This is a genomic window from Burkholderia sp. 3C, from assembly GCF_054589155.1.
Genome location: NZ_BAAILN010000066.1, coordinates 384,145 through 409,281 on the forward strand (window position 1 = coordinate 384,145; position 25,137 = coordinate 409,281).

The 25,137-nt window shown below is 65.8% G+C and carries 22 protein-coding genes; 7 read left to right on the forward strand and 15 right to left on the reverse strand.

Annotation, left to right across the window (positions count from 1 at the left end; translation table 11 throughout):
• A partial coding sequence (locus ACYP33_RS12070; RefSeq protein ID WP_459621871.1) for an aminotransferase-like domain-containing protein occupies positions 1–1,041 on the reverse strand: 1,041 nt, incomplete at its 3' end.
• A 92-nt stretch (positions 1,042–1,133) separates the two neighbouring features.
• On the opposite strand from ACYP33_RS12070, the gene ACYP33_RS12075 reads away from it, so the two are divergent.
• The 4 genes from ACYP33_RS12075 to ACYP33_RS12090 all read left to right on the forward strand — a co-directional run bounded on the left by ACYP33_RS12075 (position 1,134) and on the right by ACYP33_RS12090 (position 6,350).
• Positions 1,134–2,405 carry a multidrug effflux MFS transporter gene (locus ACYP33_RS12075; RefSeq protein ID WP_459621873.1) on the forward strand — a complete coding sequence of 424 codons (1,272 nt, stop codon included), beginning with the start codon at positions 1,134–1,136 and terminating at the stop codon, positions 2,403–2,405.
• 181 nt (positions 2,406–2,586) lie between these two features.
• Positions 2,587–3,297 (forward strand): response regulator, encoded by a 711-nt coding sequence (locus ACYP33_RS12080; protein ID WP_414449114.1) that lies wholly within the window; start codon positions 2,587–2,589, stop codon positions 3,295–3,297.
• 126 nt (positions 3,298–3,423) lie between these two features.
• Positions 3,424–5,598, forward strand: a complete 2,175-nt coding sequence (locus ACYP33_RS12085) for a sensor histidine kinase (RefSeq protein ID WP_459621876.1) — start codon at positions 3,424–3,426, stop codon at positions 5,596–5,598.
• Between the two features lie 110 nt (positions 5,599–5,708).
• On the forward strand, positions 5,709–6,350 hold the full coding sequence (locus tag ACYP33_RS12090) for a DUF1109 domain-containing protein (RefSeq protein ID WP_459621878.1): 642 nt from the start codon (positions 5,709–5,711) through the stop codon (positions 6,348–6,350).
• Positions 6,351–6,401: 51 nt separating this feature from the next.
• Here the strand turns inward: ACYP33_RS12090 and ACYP33_RS12095 are convergent, their stop codons facing one another.
• From ACYP33_RS12095 to ACYP33_RS12155, 13 genes are all read right to left on the reverse strand, one after another.
• Positions 6,402–7,736, reverse strand: coding sequence for an MFS transporter (locus ACYP33_RS12095; protein WP_459621880.1), 1,335 nt, complete (start codon positions 7,734–7,736; stop codon positions 6,402–6,404).
• Between the two features lie 66 nt (positions 7,737–7,802).
• The gene (locus ACYP33_RS12100) at positions 7,803–8,246 is read right to left on the reverse strand and encodes an acyl-CoA thioesterase (protein ID WP_414449111.1); all 444 of its coding nucleotides are present in this window, start codon (positions 8,244–8,246) and stop codon (positions 7,803–7,805) included.
• An 82-nt stretch (positions 8,247–8,328) separates the two neighbouring features.
• Positions 8,329–9,150 carry an acetoacetate decarboxylase family protein gene (locus tag ACYP33_RS12105; RefSeq protein WP_414449110.1) on the reverse strand — a complete coding sequence of 274 codons (822 nt, stop codon included), beginning with the start codon at positions 9,148–9,150 and terminating at the stop codon, positions 8,329–8,331.
• 63 nt (positions 9,151–9,213) lie between these two features.
• Positions 9,214–9,732: a cupin domain-containing protein gene (locus tag ACYP33_RS12110; protein WP_414449109.1), complete on the reverse strand. Its 519-nt coding sequence runs from the start codon at positions 9,730–9,732 to the stop codon at positions 9,214–9,216.
• 2 nt (positions 9,733–9,734) lie between these two features.
• The gene (gene maiA / locus ACYP33_RS12115; RefSeq protein WP_459621884.1) at positions 9,735–10,391 is read right to left on the reverse strand and encodes a maleylacetoacetate isomerase; all 657 of its coding nucleotides are present in this window, start codon (positions 10,389–10,391) and stop codon (positions 9,735–9,737) included.
• A gap of 2 nt (positions 10,392–10,393) precedes the next feature.
• Entirely contained in the window at positions 10,394–12,295 is a 1,902-nt protein-coding gene (locus ACYP33_RS12120) for an FAD/NAD(P)-binding protein (protein WP_459621886.1), read from the reverse strand.
• A complete protein-coding gene (locus ACYP33_RS12125; RefSeq protein WP_459621888.1) occupies positions 12,292–13,167 on the reverse strand; it encodes an N-acyl homoserine lactonase family protein in 876 nt (291 codons plus the stop codon). The genes ACYP33_RS12120 and ACYP33_RS12125 overlap by 4 nt, the downstream gene beginning before the upstream one ends.
• Positions 13,164–14,555, reverse strand: a complete 1,392-nt coding sequence (locus tag ACYP33_RS12130) for a KamA family radical SAM protein (protein ID WP_414449105.1) — start codon at positions 14,553–14,555, stop codon at positions 13,164–13,166. Before ACYP33_RS12130 ends, ACYP33_RS12125 begins: the two co-directional genes overlap by 4 nt.
• Before the next feature lie 138 nt (positions 14,556–14,693).
• Entirely contained in the window at positions 14,694–15,335 is a 642-nt protein-coding gene (locus ACYP33_RS12135) for a CoA transferase subunit B (RefSeq protein WP_459621891.1), read from the reverse strand.
• Position 15,336: 1 nt separating this feature from the next.
• A complete protein-coding gene (locus ACYP33_RS12140; protein WP_459621893.1) occupies positions 15,337–16,041 on the reverse strand; it encodes a CoA transferase subunit A in 705 nt (234 codons plus the stop codon).
• 77 nt (positions 16,042–16,118) lie between these two features.
• Positions 16,119–17,792, reverse strand: coding sequence for a flavin-containing monooxygenase (locus tag ACYP33_RS12145; protein WP_459621895.1), 1,674 nt, complete (start codon positions 17,790–17,792; stop codon positions 16,119–16,121).
• Between the two features lie 105 nt (positions 17,793–17,897).
• Positions 17,898–19,154 carry an MFS transporter gene (locus ACYP33_RS12150; protein ID WP_414449101.1) on the reverse strand — a complete coding sequence of 419 codons (1,257 nt, stop codon included), beginning with the start codon at positions 19,152–19,154 and terminating at the stop codon, positions 17,898–17,900.
• A gap of 348 nt (positions 19,155–19,502) precedes the next feature.
• Positions 19,503–20,429 (reverse strand): LysR family transcriptional regulator, encoded by a 927-nt coding sequence (locus tag ACYP33_RS12155; protein ID WP_414449100.1) that lies wholly within the window; start codon positions 20,427–20,429, stop codon positions 19,503–19,505.
• Between the two features lie 798 nt (positions 20,430–21,227).
• Between ACYP33_RS12155 and madL the strand changes: the two genes are divergently transcribed.
• The 3 genes from madL (at position 21,228) to ACYP33_RS12170 (ending at position 22,895) form a co-directional block, all read left to right on the forward strand.
• Positions 21,228–21,611, forward strand: coding sequence for a malonate transporter subunit MadL (gene madL, locus ACYP33_RS12160; protein ID WP_414440101.1), 384 nt, complete (start codon positions 21,228–21,230; stop codon positions 21,609–21,611).
• A gap of 12 nt (positions 21,612–21,623) precedes the next feature.
• Positions 21,624–22,391: a malonate transporter subunit MadM gene (madM, locus tag ACYP33_RS12165; RefSeq protein ID WP_414449098.1), complete on the forward strand. Its 768-nt coding sequence runs from the start codon at positions 21,624–21,626 to the stop codon at positions 22,389–22,391.
• Between the two features lie 66 nt (positions 22,392–22,457).
• Positions 22,458–22,895, forward strand: a complete 438-nt coding sequence (locus ACYP33_RS12170) for a hypothetical protein (protein ID WP_459621898.1) — start codon at positions 22,458–22,460, stop codon at positions 22,893–22,895.
• A 662-nt stretch (positions 22,896–23,557) separates the two neighbouring features.
• Here the strand turns inward: ACYP33_RS12170 and ACYP33_RS12175 are convergent.
• On the reverse strand, positions 23,558–25,108 hold the full coding sequence (locus ACYP33_RS12175) for a hypothetical protein (protein ID WP_459621900.1): 1,551 nt from the start codon (positions 25,106–25,108) through the stop codon (positions 23,558–23,560).
• Between the last annotated feature and the right edge of the window lie 29 nt (positions 25,109–25,137).

Consider the following 25,137-nt stretch of genomic DNA (forward strand, 5'->3'; position numbering starts at 1 on the left):
GAACGAGCCGCAGTAGATCGCGCGCGCGTGGCGGTCGAGCGCCTTGAGCGCCGGCAGCGGCGCGGCCTGATAGCTGAACTCGCCGTCGTAGTCGTCCTCGACGACCCAGGCCTCGTGCCGCTGCGCCCAGTCGAGCAATTCGAGGCGGCGCGACACCGACATCGTCACGCCCAGCGGCGACTGGTGCGCGGGCGTCACGCACACCGCCGCGACATCCCGCGCCCCGGCCAGCCGCGCCGCCACCAGCCCCTGCGGATCGACCTCCACGGCCAGCGCCCGCGCGCCGTTCAACTCGACGAGTTGCGCGGTCATCGGGTAACCCGGGTCCTCGATCGCCACGCGCCGCCCGCGCACGTCGATCGCGCGCATCACGAGGTCGAGCGAATGGCGGATGCCGGTGGTGATGAACACGTCGTCGGGCTCGCAGGCGATGCCGCGATATTCGCCGAGCCAGGCCGCGATCCGCGCGCGCAGCGCCGGTTCGCCGTGCGGCGAGGCCGCGCCGAGATCGGCCGGTTCGAGCCCCGCGAGCGCGCCGGCAAGCTGGCGCTTCCACTCGCTCAGGCGCAGCAGCGAAGGATCGGCCAGCCGCGCGACGAACGGCACGCCGATGCGGTTGCCGCTCGGCGAATCGGCGCTTGCCGGAGCGGCGGGTATCGGCGGCGGCAAAGCTGACGGCAGAGCTGACGGCAGAAGCGGCGGCAGAGGCGGTGAAGCAGCGGACGCCATCGCCTCACCCGGCGCCATCAGGTAGGTATCGGGCACCACCGCGCTGACGCGCGTGCCCGAACCGCGCACACGCGACAGATAACCCTCGGCGACGAGCCGCTCGAACGCGGCCTCGACGGTGCCGCGCGCGATGCGCCAGCGCTCGGCCAGCGTGCGCGTGGAGGGCAGCGCGGCCCCGGCCGGCAGGCGGCGCTGCAGAATCGCCTCGCGCAGCGCATCGGCGATCCGGTCCTGCTTCGACGCCCCGCCCTGCGCCGCGAGGCCCGGCGGCCTCGGCAGATCGAGCGGAATCGCGGCCTTGCCTCGCGCCATAGTGGTCCACTCCTGAATTGGTCAAATGGATCTTCGGCTTATACCACATGACCCGTACAGTCCGAACTCCCCTTCCTTCGCCGATTCGTCCGATGCCTGCTTCGTCCCGCCCGCTCTCCGAACGCGCCTGGTTGATCCTGTTGCTGCTGATCGTCTGCCTGCCGCGCGCGGCAATCGACGCCTACCTGCCCGCGCTCCCCGCGATGGCCGACGCGCTGCACGCCACCGATGCGCAGATGCAATCCACCCTGACCACCTACATGGCCGGCTACGCCGCCTCGATGCTGATCATGGGGCCGCTGTCGGACCGTTACGGGCGGCGCCCGGTGCTGCTCGCGGGGCTGGCCGTCTACGTGGCGGCGACGCTGGCATGCGCGCTCGCCACCAGCGTGCCGGCGCTGGTGGCCGCGCGCGTGATCCAGGCGCTCGGCGGCTGCGGCGGCGCGGTGATCGGCCGCGTGATCGTGCGCGAGCGCTTCGACGCCAAACGCCAGGTGGCGTTGTTGAGCGCGCTGTCGGCCGGCATGGCGCTGTCGCCGGTGATCGCGCCGCTGGCCGGCAGCGCCGTGGCGGCGGTCGGCGGCTGGCGCGCGGTGTTCGTGATGCTGGCGATCGGTGGCGTGGCCGGTGCGTGGTTCACCTGGCGCCTGCTGCCCGAAACGCGTGGCGAAGCGATCGCCCGGGCAGCCGGCGCGCATCCGTTGCGCGGGCTGGGCGCGACCTACGCACGGCTGCTGCGCAATCGCCACTTCCTGCGCTACTCGCTGTCGATCAGCTTCGTCTACTGCACGTATTTCCCGTTCATCGCCGGTTCGTCGGCGCTGTTCCAGCGGCGCCTGCACCTGTCCGACGCAGCGTATGCGGCCGTGTTCGGCATCACGGTGTCGGGCTATCCGGCCGGCTCGGCGCTGTATCGCCGGATGCACGCGCGGATGGATGCCGACGCCGTGCTGGCGCGCGCGGTGCGCCTGAACCTCGCCGCCGCCGCCGCGCTGTGCGCCCTGAACCTCGGCCACGCGCCGAGCGCGCTCACCCTCGTCGCGCCGATGTTCGTGGCGATGGTGGCGGTAGGCATCGCGATTCCGGCCTGCCAGTTCGCGGTGCTGCAACCGTTCCCCGAGATCGCCGGGGCCGCCTCGGGGCTGTTCTTCTTCATCCAGATGGCGATCACGGCGCTGTGCGGCGCCCTGCTCGACCGGCTGACGGCCGCGGCCGACGGCAGCGCCGTGCCGCTGATCGCCATGACCGCCGCGGCCAGCCTCGCGTTCGCGGGCGGCTTCACCGTGCTTCGCACGCGCGACGGCAAGGCGTCGGCGCGCATCGGTGGCCCGGCTCAAGGCGCCGCCGGAGGCCGCGCCGACTGACGCGGGCCGGCATCGCGTTCCGGTTCCCGGCCGAATGTGTAGATACACGCGAAACGTCAAAATCCGTAAGGAAGCTGACCGGACCCTCGCGTATCATGCGATGACATCGCCTCGCGACCCGCGAGCGCAGCTCCGCCGCCCACCCGGCGCGGACGCCCGATTTCGTCACCGATACGCACCCATGACGCTTTTGCCACCGGAACCCCTGGTACCCGGCCCGCTCCTGATCGTCGATGACGAGCCGCTGATGCAGCGGCGCCTCACCGCGATCCTGACCTCGCTCGGCTACACGGACGACGCGCTGCTGTACGCCGGCAGCCTCTCGGAAGCCCGCGCCATGCGCGCCGCGCAGCCCTGCGCGATCGCGCTGGTCGACATCGGCCTGCCCGACGGCTCCGGCATCGAACTGATCCGCGAATGGCACGAGGCCGATCCGGCGTTGCCGATCGTCGTGATCTCCACCTGGAGCACCGGCCCGACCATCGTCGGCGCGCTGCAGGCCGGCGCCACCGGCTATCTGCTCAAGGAACGCGACGATCTCGAGATCGCCCTATCGATCCGCAGCGTGCTGCGCGGCGGCGCGCCGATCGACCCGTTCGTCGCGCGCCATATCCTCGATACCACCGTGAACGCCGCGCCCGCCCCCGGCAGCCCGGCCGCCACCGGCCTGCTGCCGTCGCGCAACGGCGCGCCGCCGGTGCGCCTGAGCCGCCGCGAGATCGAGATCCTCGGCATCGTCAGCAAGGGCCTGACCAACCGCGAGATTTCCGAGCTGCTGTCGCTGTCGCGGCTGACCGTGGAATGCCACATCAAGAACATCTACAAGAAGCTGGCCGTCCGATCGCGCACCCAGGCCGTGTTCGAGGCGCGCGCGCACGGCTTGCTGCCCTAGCCCATGCACGGCAGCTCCGACAGATGGCGCATCTGCGATCGCAGATCGAAACCGAGCGTGCAGCGGATTGAGCGCGGCACCGCGCCAGGCAGGAATCCGCCATGGGGTGCCGCAGCCGATTCGGTGATGATGATGCTCGGCGCGTTTGGGCTTGGGCTTGGGCTTGGGCTTGGGCTGGCGGCGCTCGATGGCCTCCGCGCGCAACGCGCGACGCGGTTCGCCCGCGCGCTGCTCGCGGCCGGCGTCATGGCCGTGGCCGCAACCGTGGCCGCGCCGGCCACCGTGCTGGCCGCGCAAGCCGATCCGGCCTCGGCCATCCCGGCCATCGCCACCGGTTCGGATTCGGCCACCGCGCCCGCCCAGCCCGCGTCGCGCCGCTTCAACCCGTCGCCGCATCTCACCTCGCCGAGCTTCGCGCTGTCGTCCACGCCGTCGCCGTCGCGCGCGATCCCGTCGGCGTTCGCCGCGCCGCGCGCCGAGGGCTGCCCGTTGCGGATCGACGCCGCGCGCGCCGCCGGCTGGACCGACACCACCCCGCCCGCCACCGGCTGGGTGCCCGTCACGCTGCCCGACGTCTGGACCACGCGCTGGCCGCGCTTCGACGGCGTGGTCTGGTACCGCATCAACTGGGCCGCCGGCTGCCTGGCCGGCCAGCCCGCCGCCGCCTTCGTCGACTACCTGAACATGGCGGGCGCGGTGTATCTGAACGACACGCTGATCGCCAGCGATCCGCAACTCGTCGAACCGTTGAGCCGCGCCTGGAACTCGCCGCGCCGCTGGCTGCTGCCCGCGCCGCTGCTGCGCGCCGACGCCGATACGCTGCTGATCCGCGTGTCGGGCCTGTCCGCCTACGCGCCGGGCCTCGGCGCGGTGGTGGTGGGGCCGCCGGGCGTGGTCGAGCATCGCTACGGCCATGCCCACGAAATCCGCCGCGACCTCCAGCTCTACAGCCTGGCCGTGACCTCGACGCTCGGCTGCTTCTTTGTGGTGCTGTGGCTGATGCGCCGCCGCCAGAGCGTGTACGGCTGGTTCGGACTCCAATCGATCGCCTGGTGGTGCTTCCAGTTGAACCAGGCAGCCACCTCGCCGTGGCCGTTCCCGAGCACCGACGGCTGGGAAGCCGCCATGTCGATCGCGGTGGTGGTGTTCAGCACCGGCTTCGCGATGTTCACGCTGCGCTTCGCCGGCCGCCGCTACCCGCGCCTCGAATGGGGCCTGTGGCTGCTGTCGGCCGCGCAGGTGGCGGCCATGCTGGCCGCGCCGCGCGACGCGATCGAGACGGTACGCGCGGCCATCGCCCTGATCCCGGCGCTGGTGTTCATCGCCTGCTGCAGCGGCTTCGTGGTGTTCGCGGTGCGCTGGCCGCGCGGCGACCGGCTGGCGCTGTCGGCCTGCATGCTGATCTTCATCGCGGCCTGCGTGCACGACATCCTGACGTTCCTCGGCGTGCTGTCCGACAACATCTATTACTCGTCGATCGCCGCGCAGTTCGAGATGATCGGCATGGCGCTGGTGCTGGCCTGGCGCTTCGTCACCAACCTGCGCCGCATCGAGCAGTTCAACGACGAGCTGACCGGCGCGGTGGCCGACGCCCAGCGCGAGCTGCGCGCCACGCTCGACCGCGAGCACGCGCTGCAAGTCACCAACGCGCGACTGAGCGAACGCCTGAGCCTCGCGCAGGACCTGCACGACGGCCTCGGCGGCACGCTGGTGTCGAGCATCACGACGCTCGAGCACGCGCCGCAGGACATGCCGCCCGCGCGCTTCCTCGGCATCCTGAAGGAATTGCGCGACGACCTGCGCATCATCATCGACGCCGCCTCGCTCGACCACGCCGGCACGCGCACGCTCGACGGCTTCATCGCGCCGATGCGCCACCGGTTCGCGCGCGCGTTCGAGGCGCAGGACATCGATTGCCGCTGGCAACTGAGCGGCATCGACGCGCTGCACCTGCCGAACGCCGTCTGCCTCGACGTGATGCGGGTGCTGCAGGAAGCCGTGACCAACGCGCTGCGCCACAGCGGCGCGACGCGCGTGGACATCGCCGTGACCGACGATCCGGCCGCCGGCCTGAGCCTGAGCGTGACCGACAACGGGCGCGGGTTCGACCCCGAAGCGCCCAGCCCGCACGGCGGCATCGGCATGGGCAGCCTGCGCGCGCGCGTCGAGCGGCTCGGCGGCGTGCTGCGGATCGCCTCGGGCGCGACGGGCACCACGCTGGCGGTGACGGTGGCCGGAATCCGCGCCGGTGCTGGCTTCAGTGCCGGCGTCCCGGCCCCGGGCGGCGGCGCATCATCGTAGAATTTCGGGAATTTCTCGTTTTCGCTGTAACCATCCGCGCCACCGAAGCGAACTCATGACATCGCCGCACGGCACGGGATTCGCCCGGCCGCCACGATGCGGGACACACCATGAAAACCGATGACCTGATTTCCATGCTGGCGACCGGCGCCCCGCGCGTCGACCGCCATGCCGCCACCAAGCGCTTCGCCGTCGCCATCGCGGCCGGCGTGGCGGGCGCGTTCGTGCTGATGCTGGCCGTGCTCGGGCTGCGCCACGATCTCGCCGAGATCGTGCGCACGCCGCTGTTCTGGGCCAAGGTCGCGCTGCCGCTCGCGCTGGCCGCCGGCGCGCTCGCCACCGTCGCCAAGCTCGCGCGCCCCGGCGCCCGCGCCGCGCGGCCTGGGCTGCTGATCGCCTGGCCGGTGCTGGCGGTCTGGCTGTGCGCCGCCGTGATGCTGGCCGGCACGCCGTCCGGCGAACGCCTGGCGCTCGTGCTCGGCACGACCTGGCGCGTCTGCCCGTTCGCGATCGCGATGCTGTCCGCGCCCGGTTTCGTCGCGATCATGGCGGCGCTGCGCGGCCTCGCGCCCACCCGCCTGGCGCTGACCGGCGCGGTGGGCGGCCTGCTGGCCGGCGCGCTGGCCACGCTCGTCTACTGCCTGCACTGCCCCGAGATGGGCGTGCCGTTCTGGGGCGTGTGGTATCTGCTCGGGATGCTGGTGCCGACTTTGGTGGGCGCGCTGCTAGGGCCGAGGGTGTTGCGCTGGTAATGGCGGCGGCTTGAGCGACCGCGCGGCTACGCAACGGCCGGCGCCGCCCGCTCAGGGTTCCACCGTCTCGGCCACGAGGATCGCATGCGGCTCGCGCCTGGCCGAGGATTGCCGGATCGCCGCCAGCAATACCGCGCCCACGGCCATCACGCCCACCATCAGGCCGAGCCCGGCACGGAAATCGCCGCTTGCCGTACGCAGCCAGCCGATCGCGATCGGACTCATGAAGCCGCCCAGCACGCCGATCGTATTGATCAGCGCAATGCCGCCCGCCGCCGACGTGCCCTTCAGGTAGGCCGGTGGTATCGCCCAGAACACGGTATAGGCCATCCACATCGACGCGGTCGCCACCGTGATCGATGCCAGCACCGACACCAGGCCGCTAGCCATCCAGGCCGCTACCGCCAGCGCCAACGCGCTGACCAGCGCCGGCACCGCGCTATGCCAGCGCCGCTCGTTGCGGCGGTCGGAGCGCTTCCCGATCACGAACATGCCAAGCGCGGCGAACGCGAACGGAATGGCGGAATACGCGCCGAGCCGGGCAGGGTCCGTCACGCCGTTCGATTTCAGCAACGCGGGCAACCAGAAGTTGATCAGGTAGATGCCGCAGATGATGCAAAAGTAAGCCGCCGCCATCAGGTAGATGCGCGGATCGGTCAGCATGCGTGCGAAGCCGTGCCGCACCGGCCCCGTCGAGGGCGGCGGCACGTCGGCGGCGAGGCGCCGTTGCTGGTCGGCTGTCAGCCAGTGCGCCTCGGCCGGCGTATCCGCCAGCAGCTTGCGCGCGGCAAGGCCCAGCAACACGCAGGGCAGCCCCTCGATCAGGAACATCCACTGCCACCCCGCCAGCCCCATTCGCCCGGAGAACGCCGTCATGGCCCACATCGAGACGGGGCCCGCCACCACCCCCGCGAGCGGGCCGCCGATCATGACGACGGCGATCGCATTGGCCATTCTCGATGGCGGATACCAGAACGTCAGGTAGAACAGGATGCCGGGCGTGAAGCCTGCCTCGAACACGCCGAGCAGGAAACGCAGCGCGTAGAACGTGCCGACGTCGCGCGTCAGCGCCATCGCCGCGGACGTCAGCCCCCAGAGCACGAGAATCCGGCTGATCGCCTTGCGCGCGCCGGTGCGTGCGAGCAGCAGGTTCGACGGCACTTCGCACAGGGCATAGCCGATGAAGAAAATGCCGGCGCCGATGCCGTACTGCACCTCGGAAAAACCCAGATCGCCCTGCATGTGCAGCTTCGCAAGACCGACGTTGAGCCGATCCAGGCAGGCAAACAGATAACACACGAGCAAAAAGGGCAGCAGGCGGCGATCGATGCGTCGATACAGATGCGACGCGGCTTCGCCGGCCTGGGCCGATGCGACAGTGGACATGCCGGTTCCCCTTGGACAGATGGCAAAGCGGCCCGGCGCACCGGGCCGCACGGACGACCTCGCCGCTCAGGCCAGCGCCTCGGTTTCGCGCGCCGGTTCCTGGTAGGCCTGCACGCGCTCGCGGAACGCATCCGACAGCGGCACGGTCCGTTCGGTCGCGTAGTCGTACGCGACGTGCGTCGAGCCGCCGGTGGCGATCACCTGATCGGGATGGCCCGCGATCGTGATGCGGTACGCGATGTCGAAGCTCTTGGTTCCGAGCCGCACCACTTCCGCACTGACTTCGAGCCGGTCGCCCCACTTCGCGGGATGCACGTATTCGCACGAGGTCTTCAGCATGATCTGCGGAATGCCTTCGGTAAGCGGCACGTCAAGCAGTTCATGCGCATAGGCCATGTAGGCGTTGAGCATGTAGACGTAATACATCGTCGCGCTGACGTGGCCGGCAGGGTCCTGATCGCGATAGGCGACGTCGAATTGCTGGGTGAAGGCGCGGGTGGCTTCGGTCATGGCATTACCTCTTTCTCGGTTGACGCCGGGCGCTGCGCACCCGGCGGAAGATGAAAATGGCGGGCGCAGGCGCGCCGCCGGGTCAGCGCAACACGCGCTGGTCGCGATAGGATTTGCCGCCGTGCGCATGCACCACGGCGCCCCCGCGCATTTCGTGCACCGGCAGGTCGGCCAGTGCGTTGACGACGTGCGCCATGGTCGGCAGGTCGGACCAGCTCGCGCGATGAAACTGCAATCGCGGCGCGCCGGTGAACCGTCGCTCGACCGTGACATGCGGATCGAGGCTCGGCGTGAGCGTGACCTCGCAGAGGTCCGCCTCGCCCCAGTCGCCCGTGCGCGGCTTGTACTTCAACATCAGCGTGCCGTCGGAGGCGCTTGCCGGTGCACGCGTGGGCGCCTCCTGCAGATCGCCGAGCGCCAGCTCGAGAAAGCGAAAGCCCATCCAGCCGGCCTCGCACAGTTGCTGCCCACCGAAGGCACGCGGCGCGGGCACCTCGGCGAACAGCTTCGGATGACCGATCTCGTCGCGGCCGGTGATGATCGGATCGGCGAGGTTCTCCCACACGGCCGCGAGAAACTTGCCGCTGGCACGATCGCGCAAGCCCTTGAAGGTGGCGGGCCAGCTCACATGGACCATCGTGTAGCCACGTCCGGCAAGCCAGTCGATCTCGCTCAGGTAATGAAACTCGACCGTCACGACCGGCTCGCCGGCCAGCACGAAATGCTCGGGCAGATGCCGCTCCAGACTTGCGGCGTCGGTCAGGAACGAAGCGGACACGCTCATCCGCTTCGGCTTGCTGTTCGGATCGGCCACCAGCCCGTCGGGCAATTGCCGCGGCCCCGGCGCCGGCCCGAAATGCGTCGGCATCCGATAGATGCGACCTGTTTCGAAGGTGTAGCTCACTCGTTTCTCCGTTGCGGCCAGGAATGCCGAAGCGCGGCAAGCGGCGCCGCGCTTCGGCGTGGATCATCGATGCGAGGCCAGGCCCGCGTCGGCGTAGATCACCTGCAACTTGCCGCCGATCTCGCGCATCAGGTTGCCGTTGCTGGCGTTCTGCGGCAGGTTCTGCAGCCGGTACAGCACGAATGGTTCGCTCCCCGAACGATTGCCGATCGCGTGGAAACACCAGGCGGGCACGAACACGGTATCGCCCGGCTCGATGTGCTCGGTCACGCCGTCTTCGCCGAAGGCGATCTCGCCGGAGCCCGAGCGCGCGATGTACAGATGCCAGAACGAATGGCGATGGCGTTCCGTGGTTTCGCCCGGCTTCAACACCTGAATGACGAGCGAGAGATCGGGCGCCACGGTGCCGTGCTCGTCCACGTTGCCGCCGGACAGCGCCAACGTGCCTTGCGTGTTATGAATGCGCGCGCTGGATTCGGATTCGATCGACTGCCAGCGCCAGACCACCGGGTCGGCAATCGGCTTGGACGTCAGTTGGAGATATTCGGAGAACGGAAGAATGTCTCCTTCGATGGGCTGCATGGTCACTCCTTGGTCAGTGCAGGTTGTGGTGAGCAAGCGTCGGGATGGGCATCCCGGAACGCCTGTAATTGCATGCAGCGGCCGACAATGCGCTCGACGGTCGGAAACCGGTCGATGGCAATGCCGGCTTTCTGCGCGGATACCGCCTGCGGCACCAGCGCGATATCGGCGAACGACACGCGCCCGCCGTGGCAGTAGTCACCGGTTGCCGGATCGGCCGCGAGCATGGTTTCGACCGCGTTCAGGCCGTCGATCATCCAGTGCTGCTTCCAGCGCCTGACGGCCGCGTCGTCGGCGCCGAGCACGTTCGACAGGTAACGGCCGGCGCGCATCGTGGTCAGCGGGTGGGTGTCGGCGGCGATCGCCTGGAACAGCGCGCGCACGCGCGCCTGATCGATCGGCGAGGCCGGCAACAGCGGCGGCTCGGGATACACCACCTCGAGATACTCGAGCATCGCCGACGACTGGGTCAGCACGCGGCGCTCCACGACCAGCGCGGGCAACAGCCCTTGCGGGTTGAGCGCCAGATAGGCGCTGCCGCGGTGTGCGCCGGCATCGAGATCCTGCTCGACCTGCTCGCAGGCCAGGCCCTTCAGGTTCAGCGCGATGCGGATTCGGAACGAAGCCGAGGAACGGTGAAAATCGTGCAGCGTCATCATGATCAGTCCTCCTCTGCAATGGCCAGAGCGGCATCACCGCAGGTGGGGGCGCGTGCCGGGTTCGGCGCCGACAGCGCGTGTTCCACGGCGATCACGTCGAGCAATTCCTCCACGCAACACGCCGCATCGCGCGTCTGTCGCGACGCGATGCCCGGGCGCGGCAGCGCATGCGTATAGAAATGCGCCCCCTCCACCGGGAAGCCGATCGCCCAGAGCCGCGTGCGGCTCTCCCCGTCGGCGCCGACCGGGTGCAAGCCCGTATCGATATCGAGGCCGCCCGGGTGGTAATCGCCGTTCATGAACGGGCGGACGATGCCGCGCGCAAGCAATGCGGCCGACAGCGGCGACGCATCGGTCAGCGGGCTGTAGCTGTCGAGCCGCGCCGCAATCAGCACGTCGGCGTACCAGCGTTCAAGGCGTTCGCCGTAGCGGGCCTCGATCCGAAAGCGCGCGCTCGCATCGCAGTCGATCACTTGCGTGCCCGGGCCACCGGCGATGTCGATCAGGCCGGCGGCGTGCAGCGCGATGAATTCACGGTTGCGGCGCAGCGGCGGGCCGAACGCCACGCGATTCGTGATCGCGTTGAAATCCTCGACGAAATAGCGATGAGAATCCGGCGTCAGTCCGCCGTATTCCACGGCCACGCGCAACGCCTCGCGGGTGTCGCGCAGCACATCGGTGGCCGCCTTCACGGGGCTGTCCAGATTGCCGCGCAGCGCCTGCGCCAGGTCATCGCCGAACAGGCGGTGGAAGAACGCATGGAAATCGGCAAACGAGCGGAACTCCTGGTCGTACAGCGGCCAGAGAATCCGGCGCACCGCCTGCAACTCGTCGGCCGACGGCTCGAAACACGCGGCATCGACCTCGCCGCGCTGCGCGGCGATTCGGTACGCATAGGCCATTTCCTTGATGAGAAGCGGCAAGACCTGATCGCGAAAATCGATACGTGGGTCGCCGCTCGCCTCGAAGGCCGCCTCGTGCAGCCGCGTCACCGCCGCAGGTGTGAAGAAGCGCGCCTCGTGACGCCCGGTCAGCCCCTTCTGATTGATGCCCCGCGCCGCGAACGGCAGGCACTGGCGCGACACCAGCAGCATCTGCGGTTCCAGGCCCGACTTCTCGTACACCAGTTGGCCGTCTCGTTCGACATAACGGCCGCCGCGCCCCAGCGTCAGCGCCGAGATCACGTCGTGCGCGGTCAGTCCGAAGCCCTGGATCGCAACCGTCGCGCGCGCCGATATCGGATTGAGCGTCTCGATCGGATACGGCGTCGCCAGATACGCGAGCTCGGGGTTATTGAAGAAGTGCCGTTTCGCGAACTGCGAGAAACGCCGATCCGTGTCGGTCTGGCGGCGCCGGCCATGGCCGGTCGTCAGAAAAACGAACTGCGCGGGTTGCGAGGCGCCATCTTCCAGGATCACCTGGTAGCCGTCATGAAGCGGCAGCAGGTCCACCACGCTGGCGCGGCGGCGCGTGATCCTGACGTTGTCGGGCAGCGCCGCGACGATACGCGCGTAGATCCAGCCCAGGTATTCGCCGAGCAGGCTGCGCGGAAGGTGATCGGTATCGTCGATCGCACGCCCCTCGCTCTCCGGTGCGCGCCGGAACGCGCCGTTCACCACGCGGTAGCCGTCGCGCTGCGCCCACTCGACCAGCGAGAGCATGCCGTCGCGGCCGAGCCGGCTCTGCGGCGCGAACATGGTGACTTGCGACGCGACGGTGTTGATCAGCAGATGGTCCGGCTGGGAAGCGCGATGCACGCCCTGCCCGCACTCGTTCGGGTCGAACACGGTGATGTCGAGCGTGACGCTTGCCGGAATGCGCTGCGCCTGCTCGAGCAGCCGTTCCAGCACGGTCACGCCGCGCGGCCCCATGCCGATAATGGCGATCGGTATCGTCGAGCTCATCGCACACCTCCCGCTTCGAGCTCGACGTCGTCGCGCAGGGCATCGGCCGGCTCCGGCTCGGCCAGCGGCGGCTGGTGCAACGCAACGATATCGGGATGGCCGTTCCAGCGCGGAAAACGCGTCCGCACCAACGGATCGTGGCCGGGAATGACGTGGTCGGGCCCGTCGGCGAGCCGCTTCAGCGTGTGATGGCCATCGAGCATGCCGGCGACATGATGGACGATCGGGAACAGCCGGCCGGCGCGCACATGATCCCAGTAGTGGGCGGCGTCGCTCGTCAGCACCACCTGGCCGCGCGCCGTACGCACCCGCACGGCCTGCAAGCCGGCCGTATGACCGCCGATCAGATGCACCTCGATTCCGGGCGCGATCGTCTCGTCGCCATTCGTGAACACCACGCGGCCCGCATGCAGTTGCTCGATCGCGGCACACACGTCGCGTGCCTCGAACGGCTTGCGCACCACGTCGTGGCACATGCAACGACCGGTGCAATAGGCCATCTCGGCCTCCTGCAGGCGCAGCGTCGCATCGGGGAACGCGCGGATGTTGCCCGCGTGGTCGTAATGCATGTGGCTGATGACGACCGTATCCACGTCGCCCGCCGCGATGCCCAGCTCGCCCAGCAACGCCAGCGGCGAATGCAGGTAGCGACGCCCCCGGCGGGCCGCCGTCGCTGCATCGAAGCCGGTATCGACGAGCACCACGCGGCCATTGCCGCGGATCACCCAGACGTAGAAATCGAGCGGCATCGAAATATCGTCGTGCGGATCGTGACCCAGGTAGTTCTCGCCGCTGCGGCGCGTATCGTGCGTGGCGTAACGCAGCGCAAACACTTCGTAGACCGGATCGTCGGCAGGTTTGGCGAAGCTCATTCGACCACCTCCAGCAGGTTCGCATCGACCGCCCCGGCAGGGTGGATCGGGATATGCCGCGCGCCGGGCTTGTGCTCCATCTCGGACAGCGCCTTCTGGAAGAAGAACTGCTTCTCGCCGAACGCCGGCACCAGTTCGTCGAACCAGGTCGCCTCGGGATCGAACTTCGCATAGAACGGCCGGCGCACCCAGGACGGATCGCGGCCCTGCAGCAGTTGCAACGCGAACACCTTTTCGCCGCCCAGCTCGACAATGCCGTCGACCATGACCTTGCCGGGGAACGCGCTCATCGACGGGCCGCGCACCGTGCGCGCAAGCCCCGACACGCGGCTGTAGGCCGCCTGGAAAATCTCGTAGGCACGGGCGAGCGGCAGCTTGAAGTAATCGCTCGGCCCGGTGTCCCGCTCCACGAACATGTAATACGGAATCGCACCCAGCCGCACACCGGTCGTCCAGAGATCGGCCCAGTTGGCCGGATCCTCGTTGATGTGGCGAATCAGCGGCGCCTGGATGCGCAGGCTGGCGCCCGTGCCGATGATGCGACGCACCGCCTGCTCGGCGATCGGATGCTGGATCTCGCGCGGATGGTTGTAGTGGCCCATCAGCGCCAGGTTGCGTCCCGAGGCAACCACCTTCTCGAACACGCGCAGCAGGTCGTCCGAATCCTTGTCGGTGACGAAGCGATGCGGCCAATAGGCGACCGACTTGGTACCGATCCGGATGTTCTGAACGTGGGCGAATTCCGGCGTCAGCAGCGGTTCGAGATACTCGTTCAACGAGCGCGCATTCATCACCAACGGATCGCCGCCGGTCACGAGGATGTCGGTGACTTCCGGGTGACGACGCAGGTATGCCACCAGGTCGCCGGACGTGCGCGCGTCGAACTTGAGTTCGTCCATGCCGACGAACTGAGGCCAGCGGAAGCAGAACGTGCAATACGCATGGCACGACTGGCCCGCGCTCGGGAAGAACAGCACCGTCTCGCGGTACTTGTGCTGGAGGCCGGCAAGCGGCGCACCGTCGAGGTAGGGCACGTTGTGCGTCAGTTGGCCAGCCGGATGCGGATTCATGCGCATCCGGATGGTCGTCACGGCGGCCTCGATTTCCATCTCGCTCGCGCCGGCCTGCACAAGCTTGCGCAGTGATGCATATTCGTCTTCGCGCAGCATGTCGCGGTGCGGGAACGTGAGCCGATAGATCGGATCGTCGGGGATATTGTTCCAGTCGATCAGTTCGTTCAACACATAGGCATTGACGCGGAACGGCAGCACACGCGACACGATATCGACCGCCTCCTGCTGCTCGGCGGACATCGACGCCCATTGCGGCGTCTGCGTGATGGTATGTCGCGTCAACGGTTTGAACTTCGGGATTTGAGGTTCATTCATGATGGATATCTCTCTCAGGTTCACGACGGTTCGTATGGAAAAACTACGATGCCCTTGTCACTTCTTGTTTATTATTCGCAGTGCGAAATTTATTGTTGAAACGCGTTTGCAGCATGCTCTCCGGCCTTTGGCGCGCCGTCAGGCCACCCGGCTCAGGTCCAGTCGTGCGCCCGTCTTGCCGCGGATTTCATCGATGCCGACGCCGTCGGCCAGTTCCGTGACCACCAGGCCGTCCGGCGTCACCTCGATCACGCCGAGATCGGTAATGATGAGGTCGACCACGCCCACGCCCGTCAGCGGCAGATTGCATTCGTCGAGGATCTTGTGCTGATCGCCCTTCGCGACGTGCTCCATCAGCACCACCACGCGCTTGACGCCCGCGACCAGGTCCATCGCACCACCCATGCCCTTGATCATCTTGCCGGGGATCATCCAGTTCGCCAGGTCGCCCTGCCTGCTGACCTGCATCGCACCGAGGATCGCCAGGTTGATGTGGCCGCCGCGAATCATCGCGAACGCATCGGCCGACGAGAAGATCGACGAGCCGGGCAGCGTGGTCACCGTCTGCTTGCCCGCGTTGATCAAATCGGCGTCGACTTCCGCTTCGGTCGGCGACGGCCCGATGCCGAGCAGCCCGTTTTCCGACTGCAGCCACACCTCGATGCCCGCCGGCACGTGGTTGGCCACCAGCGTCGGCATGCCGATGCCGAGGTTCACGTAGAAACCATCCTGCAGTTCCTTGGCCGCGCGCGCAGCCATCTGGTCACGATTCCAGGCCATGTCAGTCTCCTTTCGCGCGCACGACGCGTTGTTCGATACGTTTTTCCGGCGTCGCATTCAGCACGAGACGCTGCACGAAAATGCCCGGCGTGTGGATGTGATCGGGATCGAGCTCGCCGTTCTCGACGATTTCCTCGACTTCCACCACCGTGATGCGGCCGGCCATCGCGCACATCGGGTTGAAGTTGCGCGCGGTGCGGCGATAGATCAGGTTGCCCGACTTGTCGGCCTTCCAGGCCTTCACGAGCGCGACATCGGCCGTCAGCGACGGCTCCAGCACGTAGTGGTTCTCGCCGAATTGGCGGGTTTCCTTGCCTTCCGCGATCACGGTGCCGTAGCCGGTGTTGGTGAAGAACGCCGGGATGCCCGCGCCGCCGGCGCGCAGCTTCTCGGCCAGCGTGCCCTGCGGCGTGAATTCCAGCTCGAGTTCGCCCGACAGGTACTGGCGCTCGAATTCCTTGTTCTCGCCGACATACGACGAGATCATCTTCCTGATCTGCCGCGTTTCGAGCAGCAGTCCGAGGCCGAAGCCATCCACGCCCGCGTTGTTGCTGATACAGGTGATGTTCCTGACGGCGGTGTCGCGCAGCGCGGCGATCAGCGCCTCGGGAATCCCGCACAGGCCGAAGCCGCCCACGGCAACCGTCTGACCGTCCGCGACGATGCCTTCGAGCGCGGCAGCCGCGCTTGAATAAAGCTTGCTCATTGAGGTTTCCTTCGTGAAGGCCATCGCGCACCGGCGCAACGCCGGTGCATGTCAGGCGAAAAACGGACGTGGCCGGCTCAGGCCACCGCGACGCTGTCGGCGAGCGAGGCAGCCGCCCCGACGCGGCCCAATGCGAAGCCGGCGTAATCGCGCGCGATCACGTCGTCGCAAAACGCCATGTAGGCATCGAAACCTTCGAGATCGAGCATCACGACTCGCGGCTTGCCGGGAATGTTGGCGCCGAGATACCAGGAATTGGTGCGATGAAGCAGCGAATTCTCGGCAATCCCGACAATTCGCTCGGTCCAGGCGCGTTGGGCGTCGTCGGTCGGTTCGATCGTCGTCGCCTCGGCTTGGCGGGTGTGTTCGACGAGCTTCATGACGAGATCGACCTGGTGTTCGTCGCAGGGCACCGCGCTGCTCAACGAGGCCGTACTGCCGGGGCCGGCGATATTGAACAGGTTCGGGAAATCGGCACACATCAGGCCGAGATAGGTCTGCGGGCCGTCTTGCCAGGCTTCGCGCAGCGCCAGCTCGCGGCGGCCGCGAATATCGACGTTCAGCAGCGCACCGGTCACCGCATCGAAACCGGTCGCGAACACGATGATGTCGAATACCTGTTCGACGCCGCCGGCAACGATACCGCGCGGCGTGATCGATTCGATCGGCGTCTCGCGCAAGTCGACGAGCGAGACATTGTCGCGATTGAATGCCTCGAAGTAGCCGCTGTCCGCACACAGGCGCTTGGTCAGGATCGGATGGTCGCGCGGCACGAGCTTGTCGGCCAGCACCGGATCGTCGATCTTGGCCCGCAGCCGTGCACGCACGAACTCGGAAAGCTCGGCATTGGCCGTTTCGTTGGTCAGCAAGTCGTTGAACGAGGTGTAGAGACAAAGGCCGCCCGCGTCCCAACGCGCTTCGAATTCACGCTGGCGCGCTTCGGCCGACACCGACATCGCGGAGACGCGCAGCGGTTGCCGCGGCTCACCGCCCACGCAGACGAAGCCGCCCGGCGACTGCCACTCCATGCGGCGCAACTCCGCGTAGTTCGCCTTCATGCGCGCCTCGTAGGCGGCGTCCATCGGCTGATTTCGCAGCGGAATGCTGTAGTTCGGCGTGCGTTGGAACACGGTCAGATGGCGGGCGGAGCGCGCGACGACGGGCGTCAACTGAATCGACGACGACCCCGTGCCGATCACCGCGACGCGCTTGCCGGCAAACTCGACCGGCTCGTGCGGCCAGCGCGACGTGAAGTAGGTTTCCCCGCCGAAGCTGGCGTAACCGGGAATATCGGGCACCTTGGGGGCCGACAGGCATCCGGTTGCCATCACGCAGAACCGCGCCTCAATTGATTCGTTGTCCCGAGTTTTTATCTGCCAAAGATCGCGCGTTTCGTCGAACACGGCGGAATCGATCCACGTATCGAGCTGGATATCTTCGTAAAGCCCGAATCGCGTCGCGACGTGATCGAAGTAGCGCAGCAGCTCGGGCTGCGAAGCATAGCGCTCCGTCCAGTGCCACGCTTGCTCCAGCTCGCGGGAAAACGAGTACGAATATTCGAAGCTCTCGATGTCGACCCGCGCGCCCGGATAGCGATTCCAGTACCAGGTACCGCCGATTCCGCCTGCCGCATCGTAAAGACGCACTCGCATGCCGGCCTGACGCGCGCGGTGCAGCATGTAGAGGCCGGCAACGCCCGCGCCGACGATGACCATATCGAAAGATTGCTTCTGCGAAGTGTGAGTCAACATGTTGATCCTTTGCTGTCGATGAAATGCTGGGTTGGAGACGGTCGGGCGGAAGGCCCGGATCAGCTCGCGCGGACGGCGCCGCCGCCCGCTCGCAAAACCTCAGTCTTAGGCGCGCGCCCCCGATCCGGCCGCAACCGGCGACCACTTCCTGCCGTATGCCACCATCATCAGGAAGCTCAGGATGAAGCTCAGGCCACCCACCATCAGGAGTCCCAACTCACCCAGCACCGGCAACAGGTTGGTCAGGAAGCCGGTCACCACCCAGGCGATCGCCATCACCGAACCGGCCACGCCGAGCGCCCAGCCTTGCCGCTCGACCGCGACGGCATCGGAATAGGCGGTGTACATCGTCGTGTAGGCCACCATGTCGAAACAGCCCACCACGGTGCCGAGCAGCCAGAGCGTGTTTTCGTGAGGGAACAGTGCGGACAGCACCTGGCCGACGCCGGCAACCAGCAAGCCGAGCTTGGCGATGTCCACCACGTTCCAGATCTTCAGCATCAGGCGCACGATCACCATCAAGCCGAACACGAAACAGATGCCGATCAGCCCGCTGAACAGGCCGAGCTGCGAGCTGGTATAGCCGAAGCGCGTTTGCAGCACGAGCATGATCGTCTGCAGATAGAGGCCGTAGCCGACCTGCATCAGGAAGAACACGATCGAGAGGAAGGCCACGCGATGATGACGCCCGGCCTGGTAGATGATGCGCAGCGGAAGCAGCAGGTCCACGCGCGTCGAGCCCTTCGGCGGATTCGCATCGCGGTAGTACCAGAAGGTCCAGAGCCCGCAGACCACCGACAGCGCGGCGACCAGCAGGAACGGCGTGCCGTAGTTGAAGATCGGCAGGATGGTGCGATCCGACGTCACGCCGCCCAGCACCGGGCCGACAATCACCCCCGCGCTGAACGCCATCGACATGATGCTCATGTTGTACGCCTTGGTTTCGGGCGTACTGACATCGGCGATCGCGGCCTGCGCGATCCCCTGGCAGCCGGCCATCAGGCCGCTCAGTCCGCGCCCGACCAACAACAGCGCGATGCTCGGCAACAACGCGCCGAGCGCCATCAGCAGGTAGCTGACCGCCAGGCCGAAGATACAGAGCAGCATGATCTTGCGACGTCCGTAGCCGTCCGACAGTTCGCCCATCAGCGACGAGCCGAAGAACATGAAGAACGGATAGACGCCGTAGCCGAGCCCCAGATAGAAGTTGCGCAATTGCGGGCTCGTGCCCGCGCCGATGATGCCCGAATGCGGATCGGAAAAAATCGCCGCCATGATCGGATACACCAGGCCGAAACCCATGGCATCGATCGCAATCGCGAGCAAGCATGGGCCCAGCAACTTGAGATTCAGTTTCGACATGAAATGGCCTTGATCAAAGTGAAGTTGCCGCTCAAGTTAATGGAGCAGCCTCATCCGGGGTAGGCCCGTTCGTTCAATTTCAGCTATCAGAGATTCTGATTAGTGACCTCGGCGAAACGCCAGATCCCTTGGTGGTCGTACGATTTCGCCGGCCGATGCAAGGCCGCCGACGGGTGTGCAAAGCGAGATTCCGGGGAAATATCGAAGCAGAACGGCGCCAATCGCGAGCACGATGAGCGTGTCGGGGCACCGGATGGCGCACGTTGGCGCATCCCGGCTCGGGAAGGAAATGAATCGGAGTACGAGGCGAAATCGATGGACGCGACGCCGGGCGGCGCCGCGCGAGGGTCAAGCCTCGATCGATTGGGCGAGGGTGCGGATTCGGACCGAATCCGGCAAATGTTCTTCAAGCAGGTTGACCACGACCTGGGTCTTGGTCGGAACCGGCCGGGTCACGGGCAGCAAGGCGTGCAGATCGAAACCCGGCACCGTGTAGCTCGGCAGCAGCCTGACGAGCCGGCCCGAGTTCAGCGCTTCGGTACAGACGATTTCCTGCAGAACGCCGATGCCGCAACCGTTGAGCAGCAACTGATACACCGGCCCCCAATGGCTGACCGTCGTCACGATGTTGATCGGCATGGTACGCGCCGCCTTGGGGGCATTGACCAGCCGAAGCTGGCCATCCGAGAACAGGCCCGCGACACGGATGAACGGGTGCCGCACCAGATCGGTCGGATCGTCGGGGCGGCCATGGGCTTCGATATAGTCGGGCGATGCCACCAGCACGCGGCGAATGTGACCGAGCCGGCGCGCGACAAAATTGCCGTCGCCGATCTGGCCAAGCCGCAACGAAATATCCACGCCTTCCGTGACCGGGTCCGTCAACTCGTCGTTGAGGATCATGTCGACATAGAGCTGGGGGTTCTGCTCGCGAATCACCGCCAGCACTTTCGGCAGCACGACATCCCCCAGGCCATGCGGCGCGGCGATACGAATCCGCCCGCGCACGATCTTGTTGCCGAGCGTCACCACGGCACGCGCCTCGTCGGCGGCATCGAGCACAACCTTGCTTTTTTGATAGAACAGGGAGCCCTCGTCCGTGCACGACACGGCACGGGTGCTTCGCAACAGCAAGCGCACGCCCAGATGCTGCTCGAGACGCTCGATCCGATCGCTGACCGCCGGTTGCCCGACGCCCAGATCTTTCGCGGCGCGCGACAGATTTCCTCGTTCGACGACCCGCACAAAAATACGCATTGCTGCCAGTAAATCCATGAATACCTCAATGTCGCGGGGCTTGAATCCATTATGTTATGCAGCCAACTCCAACTGACCAGCCAGGGCGTTGCCGCGATACTCAGCAGGTGATTCAAAAATCCTGAATCCTGAATATCGAAACGTCAGGTTCACGTAAGCCTCGATGCGACAAAATCAACAGAAACATTGAAACAGATTGATTCATTTTTGTAAATTCAGAGTCGGAAATATCTCCACCCAGGTTTCCTTCCATTTTCACGGCGACAATTCAGTCACTCGCCGGCCTTTCCTGTCATGCGATTTCAGCATTCCAGGGGGCGATTGCACGACAAAACATCTCGTTTGTCAACAAACACGCCGTTCGCTTCTTTTTTATGATTCTCAATATGTGATATTCGAACCCGAACAGATCATAAAATCACCTCTCAAACTGAGCGGGAGCTCTGAAATCGGCATTGGCTTCTCGCACATCGGGCCAGCTTGAAATCGGAAAAATTACCGAATGCCCCGCGTGATATTCGAAAACATTGCAAGCCGCTGATTTTTTCTTCAAAAATCATCAGACAAATAAATCGTTCAAAAATTCGACCTCCACTTCGAATCGAATATTACAAACAGAAAGCTTTTTCGATTTCGCAGTGTCATTCCCACTGAATCCTACGGACAACTTCATAAATGCGAGATTCCGGCCGGACTAGACTGTCTCGGCCGGTACGCCCGTCGTCCGGCACCACGAGGCCCGAGAACGCGTTCGCAGCGACGAACCGCCGGGCGGCGGCCCTGCCGCCGACACATCCAACAGACATGGAGACAATCATGATCATCTACGGCACCGCGCTGCTCGCGTTCTGCCATCTTGCCGGCCTGTTCCTCGGCGATCTGCTCGGCGCCGCCATCGGCGTGAAAACCAATGTCGGCGGCGTCGGCATCGCGATGCTGCTGCTCATCGTGCTGCGCATCTGGCTGCACCGGCGCGGCTGGCTTCCGAAGGAATCCGAAGCGGGCGTGACGTTCTGGGGCGCGATGTACATCCCCGTGGTGGTGGCGATGGCGGCCAACCAGAACGTGGTGGCCGCGCTCAAGGGCGGCCCCGTCGCGTTGCTCGCGGCGCTCGGCGCGGTGGCCGTGTGCGCCTGCTGCATCGCCGTGCTCTCGCGCGTCGGCAACGACGATTCGGCGTTCGCGCCGGCCAAGCCCTGAGCGGAGGCCCGGATGATTTCCATGCTCGAGAAAATCGTTGCGCACAACGGCCTGGTGGCGGCGTTCGCGCTGGTCGGCATCGTCATGTGGGTGTCGATGATGCTGTCGAAAACCCTGACGCGCGGCCGGGTGCACGGCTCCGCGTTCGCGATCCTGATCGGCCTCGCGCTGGCCTGGGTCGGCGGCGTGGTCACGCACGGCGAGAAAGGCATTGCCGACGTGCCGCTGTTTGCCGGCGTCGGCCTGATGGGCGGCGCGATGTTGCGCGACTTCGCGATCGTCGCCACCGCGTTCGAGGTGCAGGCCAGCGAGGCCAAGCGCGCCGGGTTGATCGGCGTGGTGTCGCTGCTGCTCGGCACGGTGCTGCCGTTCATCGTCGGCGCGCTGGTGGCGCGCGCGTTCGGCTATACCGATGCCGTCAGCATGACCACCATCGGCGCGGGCGCCGTGACCTACATCGTCGGCCCGGTCACGGGCGCGGCGATCGGCGCCAGCTCCGACGTGATCGCGCTGAGCATCGCCACCGGGCTGGTGAAGGCCATCATCGTGATGATCGGCACGCCGCTCGCGGCCGGTTTCCTCGGCCTGCGCACGCCGCGTTCGGCGATGATCTTCGGTGGCCTGGCCGGCACCGTCAGCGGCGTGACCGCCGGGCTGGCCGCCACCGACCGCCGGCTGGTGCCGTACGGCGCGCTGATCTCGACGTTCCACACCGGCGTCGGCTGCCTGCTCGGGCCGTCGGTGCTGTTCTTCGCGACGCGCGCGATCGTCGGCAGCTGATCAGGCGATGCGGGGCGGCTGCCGGCCGCCCCTTTTGCCACGCTGCCACGCCTGTTTCTTTCGCTCATGCCTACCCCCGCCCCCCATCCGCTCGACGGGCCGCTGCCGGCCCACGAGCAACGCGATCTCCAGCTCAAGCATCACCTCGCGTTCGCGCGCCTGCTCGGCGGCGGCCGCGATCCGTCGCCGCTTGCCGTGCTCGCGAACGTCGTGCGTCTGGCCGTGGCGCTGGGTGCCGATGCCGATGCGTCCGGCCTCGCCGCCGAAGCCGAAACCGCACTCGAACGCACGTATCTGCGTGGCGCGCCGTACCGGCTCGACGATGCCGGCCGCGACGCACTCGCCTCGCTCATCGCGCTGCACGACGCGCAACTCGACACCACCACGGTCGGCCATTATCTCGACGCCTGGCGCACCGTGCGCCGAACCAATGCGGAGCGCGCCCGCGCCGCCGCAATCGTTGCGCCCGCAACGTTGAAACGAAAATCCCTCGCGACAGCCTGACGATTTACGGCAGTCGAAACGCCATTGCGCAATCGATAGCGGCGATACCACGCGGCATTGCCTTTCATTCGAATTCGATTGGAAGCAGGGCGATACCCGATTAGAAAAATTCGGAAAGGCGGATCGCAACATCTTCAGGAGATCCGGCCCGGTTTTTCCGACAATGCCCTTCCCCATTCAACGCCGATCGGGCTGTCACGCCCGCCAGCCGTGGCCTCGGTGTGATCTCAGATAGCTTTCATTTTCCATTCATCAGAAAAATGTCACCTATCCAAATTACGATATGTCGGCACGAAATAGAAGCACTACTTTCGTCGCCCCCCCATCGCCCGCAACCCCTTGTCCAGCGAGCCTTTTCGCCTCTCCTGCCGTGCGCGCGAAGTTTCAATTTCGCCCCCTAGAGAAGCGCGATACGCCTTTTTGCCCACTGCGGACACAGATACGCGTTCGAAACCCCTAAACTCTCAATCCAATCAACCACCTACAGCCGCGCCAATCTTCAAAACACCCCCACCCGCTGGCACTGCTGCAGCCCCACCGGCCCGCCGCCTCTTCCCAGGCTCGCGACGAGCTTGAGCCTGAGTCATAGAGCGAGGCTCTCCAGTGACTAAACGCATCCGTCCTCGATAAGCCTCACCGACTTGCACGGCTTCGTCGTAGACCTACCAATTGGCGCAGTGGAATCCCTTGAGGCCGTCGAACATCTTCCTCAAGCCATCGTTCTCGGATTCAGTCGTGTTAAGCGGTTCGACCTTGATGTCCAAATACTTAGCCCAATTGACTGCCTTCCGAAACTCCTTCCACTTGTCGTTCTTGGCGGCCAGGTCGATGAATTGGCTGACAAGATGCGCTTGGTGAGCTCCTGCGCAGTATTGAGCACTCTCGTACGCCTCCTTTGCATGGGAGTAGGCGTCTGCATACCGCTGCTCGCGATAGCAAAGCGAGCTGTGCATCCACGGCGCCATCCAGGGCAGCGTGTCATGCAAGTTCGAGGCCCTGAGGCGAATGCTGTAAGCCTCTATGTCGGCCAAACTGAGGCTGCGCGATTTTTGAAGGGCCAGGCCGTCGAGCAACAGCTCTGCGAATCCGAGCGGGGGTTCGTGCATGACTGCAATCTCCTCCTGACCTTCGAACTCCAGCAGGGACAGCGCGCCCAGCTTCTTGCTCGCGGCGAGCACTTGTTCCTTCGTTAAGCTATGAGATGCAGCCGCGGAGCGCAGTTTGTCCTGCCATTCAACGAACCATTGCCAGTAGTCGGACGTTACGCGGAACCAAGCGCCGTCCCATTCCGACGCTGAAAGCTGCTTCTCTTCGATGTGTTCACGAACCGCACGCTTCACTGTCTTTGTCGCATCGACAGTGCTCTCGGCAATCCGACGATAACGCCGGCAGAACTCGAGCAATACCTCGTCCCCATAGTGCTTGACCACCTCCATGGCCACTGCGGTAGCGGCGCGCGCAATGAAGAGCGATGAACACACGCTGGACACGAGCAACTGCGGCAGGAGTGGAAGCTTCCGTGCTTTCCGAGTTCGATTCACCGCGGCAAACGAATCGAGGAAATTCTGCAGCAGCGACGTCCACGATGGCAGGTGCTCTCCTCTCAGCCAATTCTTCGCGTTATCGAGATTCTTAGACAGCTCTGACGATAGAGAATCCATTTCTGGGCAGTGAAACTGAGCGCTGGGAGTCTCGGCCAGCTGATACGCCCAGCGCATCACTTGCTCTAACGGCCACTTCCACTCCTGACCATCGTGCGTCGGCAGATACCAAAATTTGGTAGGTGGCACCATCATCCCGTCCGCTTCGACATTGAAGCGTTGGAGCTGCTTGGCCACCGAAATCGCGAGCCTAGGTGCGCAGTAATCGTGCAGGAAATATTTGACCGAGTCGGCTTTCCCGAGAAAGGTTCCCTCCGTCTTGAGCGCATGTCGATACGTCTCGAAGATGTCAAAAAAAGCCTCACCGAAGGCGAAAAACGCACGCGGAGGGAGCGCTCCGGCCGTCAAATAACTTAGCGTTCTCAGAAGCGCTTCAAGGTTTGGCTGGAGAAGCCCATCCTCGCAAGCGAGGCGTCTCAGCGCAGCCTGGGTGGTCTTTTTGCGAACCTCTTCGAAGCTCTCATCACTCTCGTGCTTTCGTGGCAAGACGCCGAGCGCGTTGAACACAAACTGCAATACCTCTCCTTGCGTCGGGAAGCCGACCGGATTCATGGGCAAGTACCTTGGTGATGTAGAGGGCA

Excerpts from the sequence above, each read along its gene's own strand:
- ACYP33_RS12145 (WP_459621895.1), bottom strand. The coding sequence starts at position 17,792 with ATGTTGACTCACACTTCGCAGAAGCAATCTTTCGATATGGTCATCGTC.
- ACYP33_RS12150 (WP_414449101.1), bottom strand. The coding sequence starts at position 19,154 with ATGTCGAAACTGAATCTCAAGTTGCTGGGCCCATGCTTGCTCGCGATT.
- ACYP33_RS12170 (WP_459621898.1), top strand. The coding sequence starts at position 22,458 with ATGCCTACCCCCGCCCCCCATCCGCTCGACGGGCCGCTGCCGGCCCAC.
- madM (WP_414449098.1), top strand. The coding sequence starts at position 21,624 with ATGATTTCCATGCTCGAGAAAATCGTTGCGCACAACGGCCTGGTGGCG.
- ACYP33_RS12140 (WP_459621893.1), bottom strand. The coding sequence starts at position 16,041 with ATGAGCAAGCTTTATTCAAGCGCGGCTGCCGCGCTCGAAGGCATCGTC.
- ACYP33_RS12085 (WP_459621876.1), top strand. The coding sequence starts at position 3,424 with ATGATGATGCTCGGCGCGTTTGGGCTTGGGCTTGGGCTTGGGCTTGGG.
- ACYP33_RS12095 (WP_459621880.1), bottom strand. The coding sequence starts at position 7,736 with ATGTCCACTGTCGCATCGGCCCAGGCCGGCGAAGCCGCGTCGCATCTG.
- ACYP33_RS12100 (WP_414449111.1), bottom strand. The coding sequence starts at position 8,246 with ATGACCGAAGCCACCCGCGCCTTCACCCAGCAATTCGACGTCGCCTAT.
- ACYP33_RS12175 (WP_459621900.1), bottom strand. The coding sequence starts at position 25,108 with ATGAATCCGGTCGGCTTCCCGACGCAAGGAGAGGTATTGCAGTTTGTG.
- ACYP33_RS12130 (WP_414449105.1), bottom strand. The coding sequence starts at position 14,555 with ATGAATGAACCTCAAATCCCGAAGTTCAAACCGTTGACGCGACATACC.
- ACYP33_RS12075 (WP_459621873.1), top strand. The coding sequence starts at position 1,134 with ATGCCTGCTTCGTCCCGCCCGCTCTCCGAACGCGCCTGGTTGATCCTG.
- ACYP33_RS12080 (WP_414449114.1), top strand. The coding sequence starts at position 2,587 with ATGACGCTTTTGCCACCGGAACCCCTGGTACCCGGCCCGCTCCTGATC.
- ACYP33_RS12125 (WP_459621888.1), bottom strand. The coding sequence starts at position 13,167 with ATGAGCTTCGCCAAACCTGCCGACGATCCGGTCTACGAAGTGTTTGCG.
- ACYP33_RS12120 (WP_459621886.1), bottom strand. The coding sequence starts at position 12,295 with ATGAGCTCGACGATACCGATCGCCATTATCGGCATGGGGCCGCGCGGC.
- madL (WP_414440101.1), top strand. The coding sequence starts at position 21,228 with ATGATCATCTACGGCACCGCGCTGCTCGCGTTCTGCCATCTTGCCGGC.
- ACYP33_RS12090 (WP_459621878.1), top strand. The coding sequence starts at position 5,709 with ATGAAAACCGATGACCTGATTTCCATGCTGGCGACCGGCGCCCCGCGC.
- maiA (WP_459621884.1), bottom strand. The coding sequence starts at position 10,391 with ATGATGACGCTGCACGATTTTCACCGTTCCTCGGCTTCGTTCCGAATC.
- ACYP33_RS12135 (WP_459621891.1), bottom strand. The coding sequence starts at position 15,335 with ATGGCCTGGAATCGTGACCAGATGGCTGCGCGCGCGGCCAAGGAACTG.
- ACYP33_RS12110 (WP_414449109.1), bottom strand. The coding sequence starts at position 9,732 with ATGCAGCCCATCGAAGGAGACATTCTTCCGTTCTCCGAATATCTCCAA.
- ACYP33_RS12155 (WP_414449100.1), bottom strand. The coding sequence starts at position 20,429 with ATGGATTTACTGGCAGCAATGCGTATTTTTGTGCGGGTCGTCGAACGA.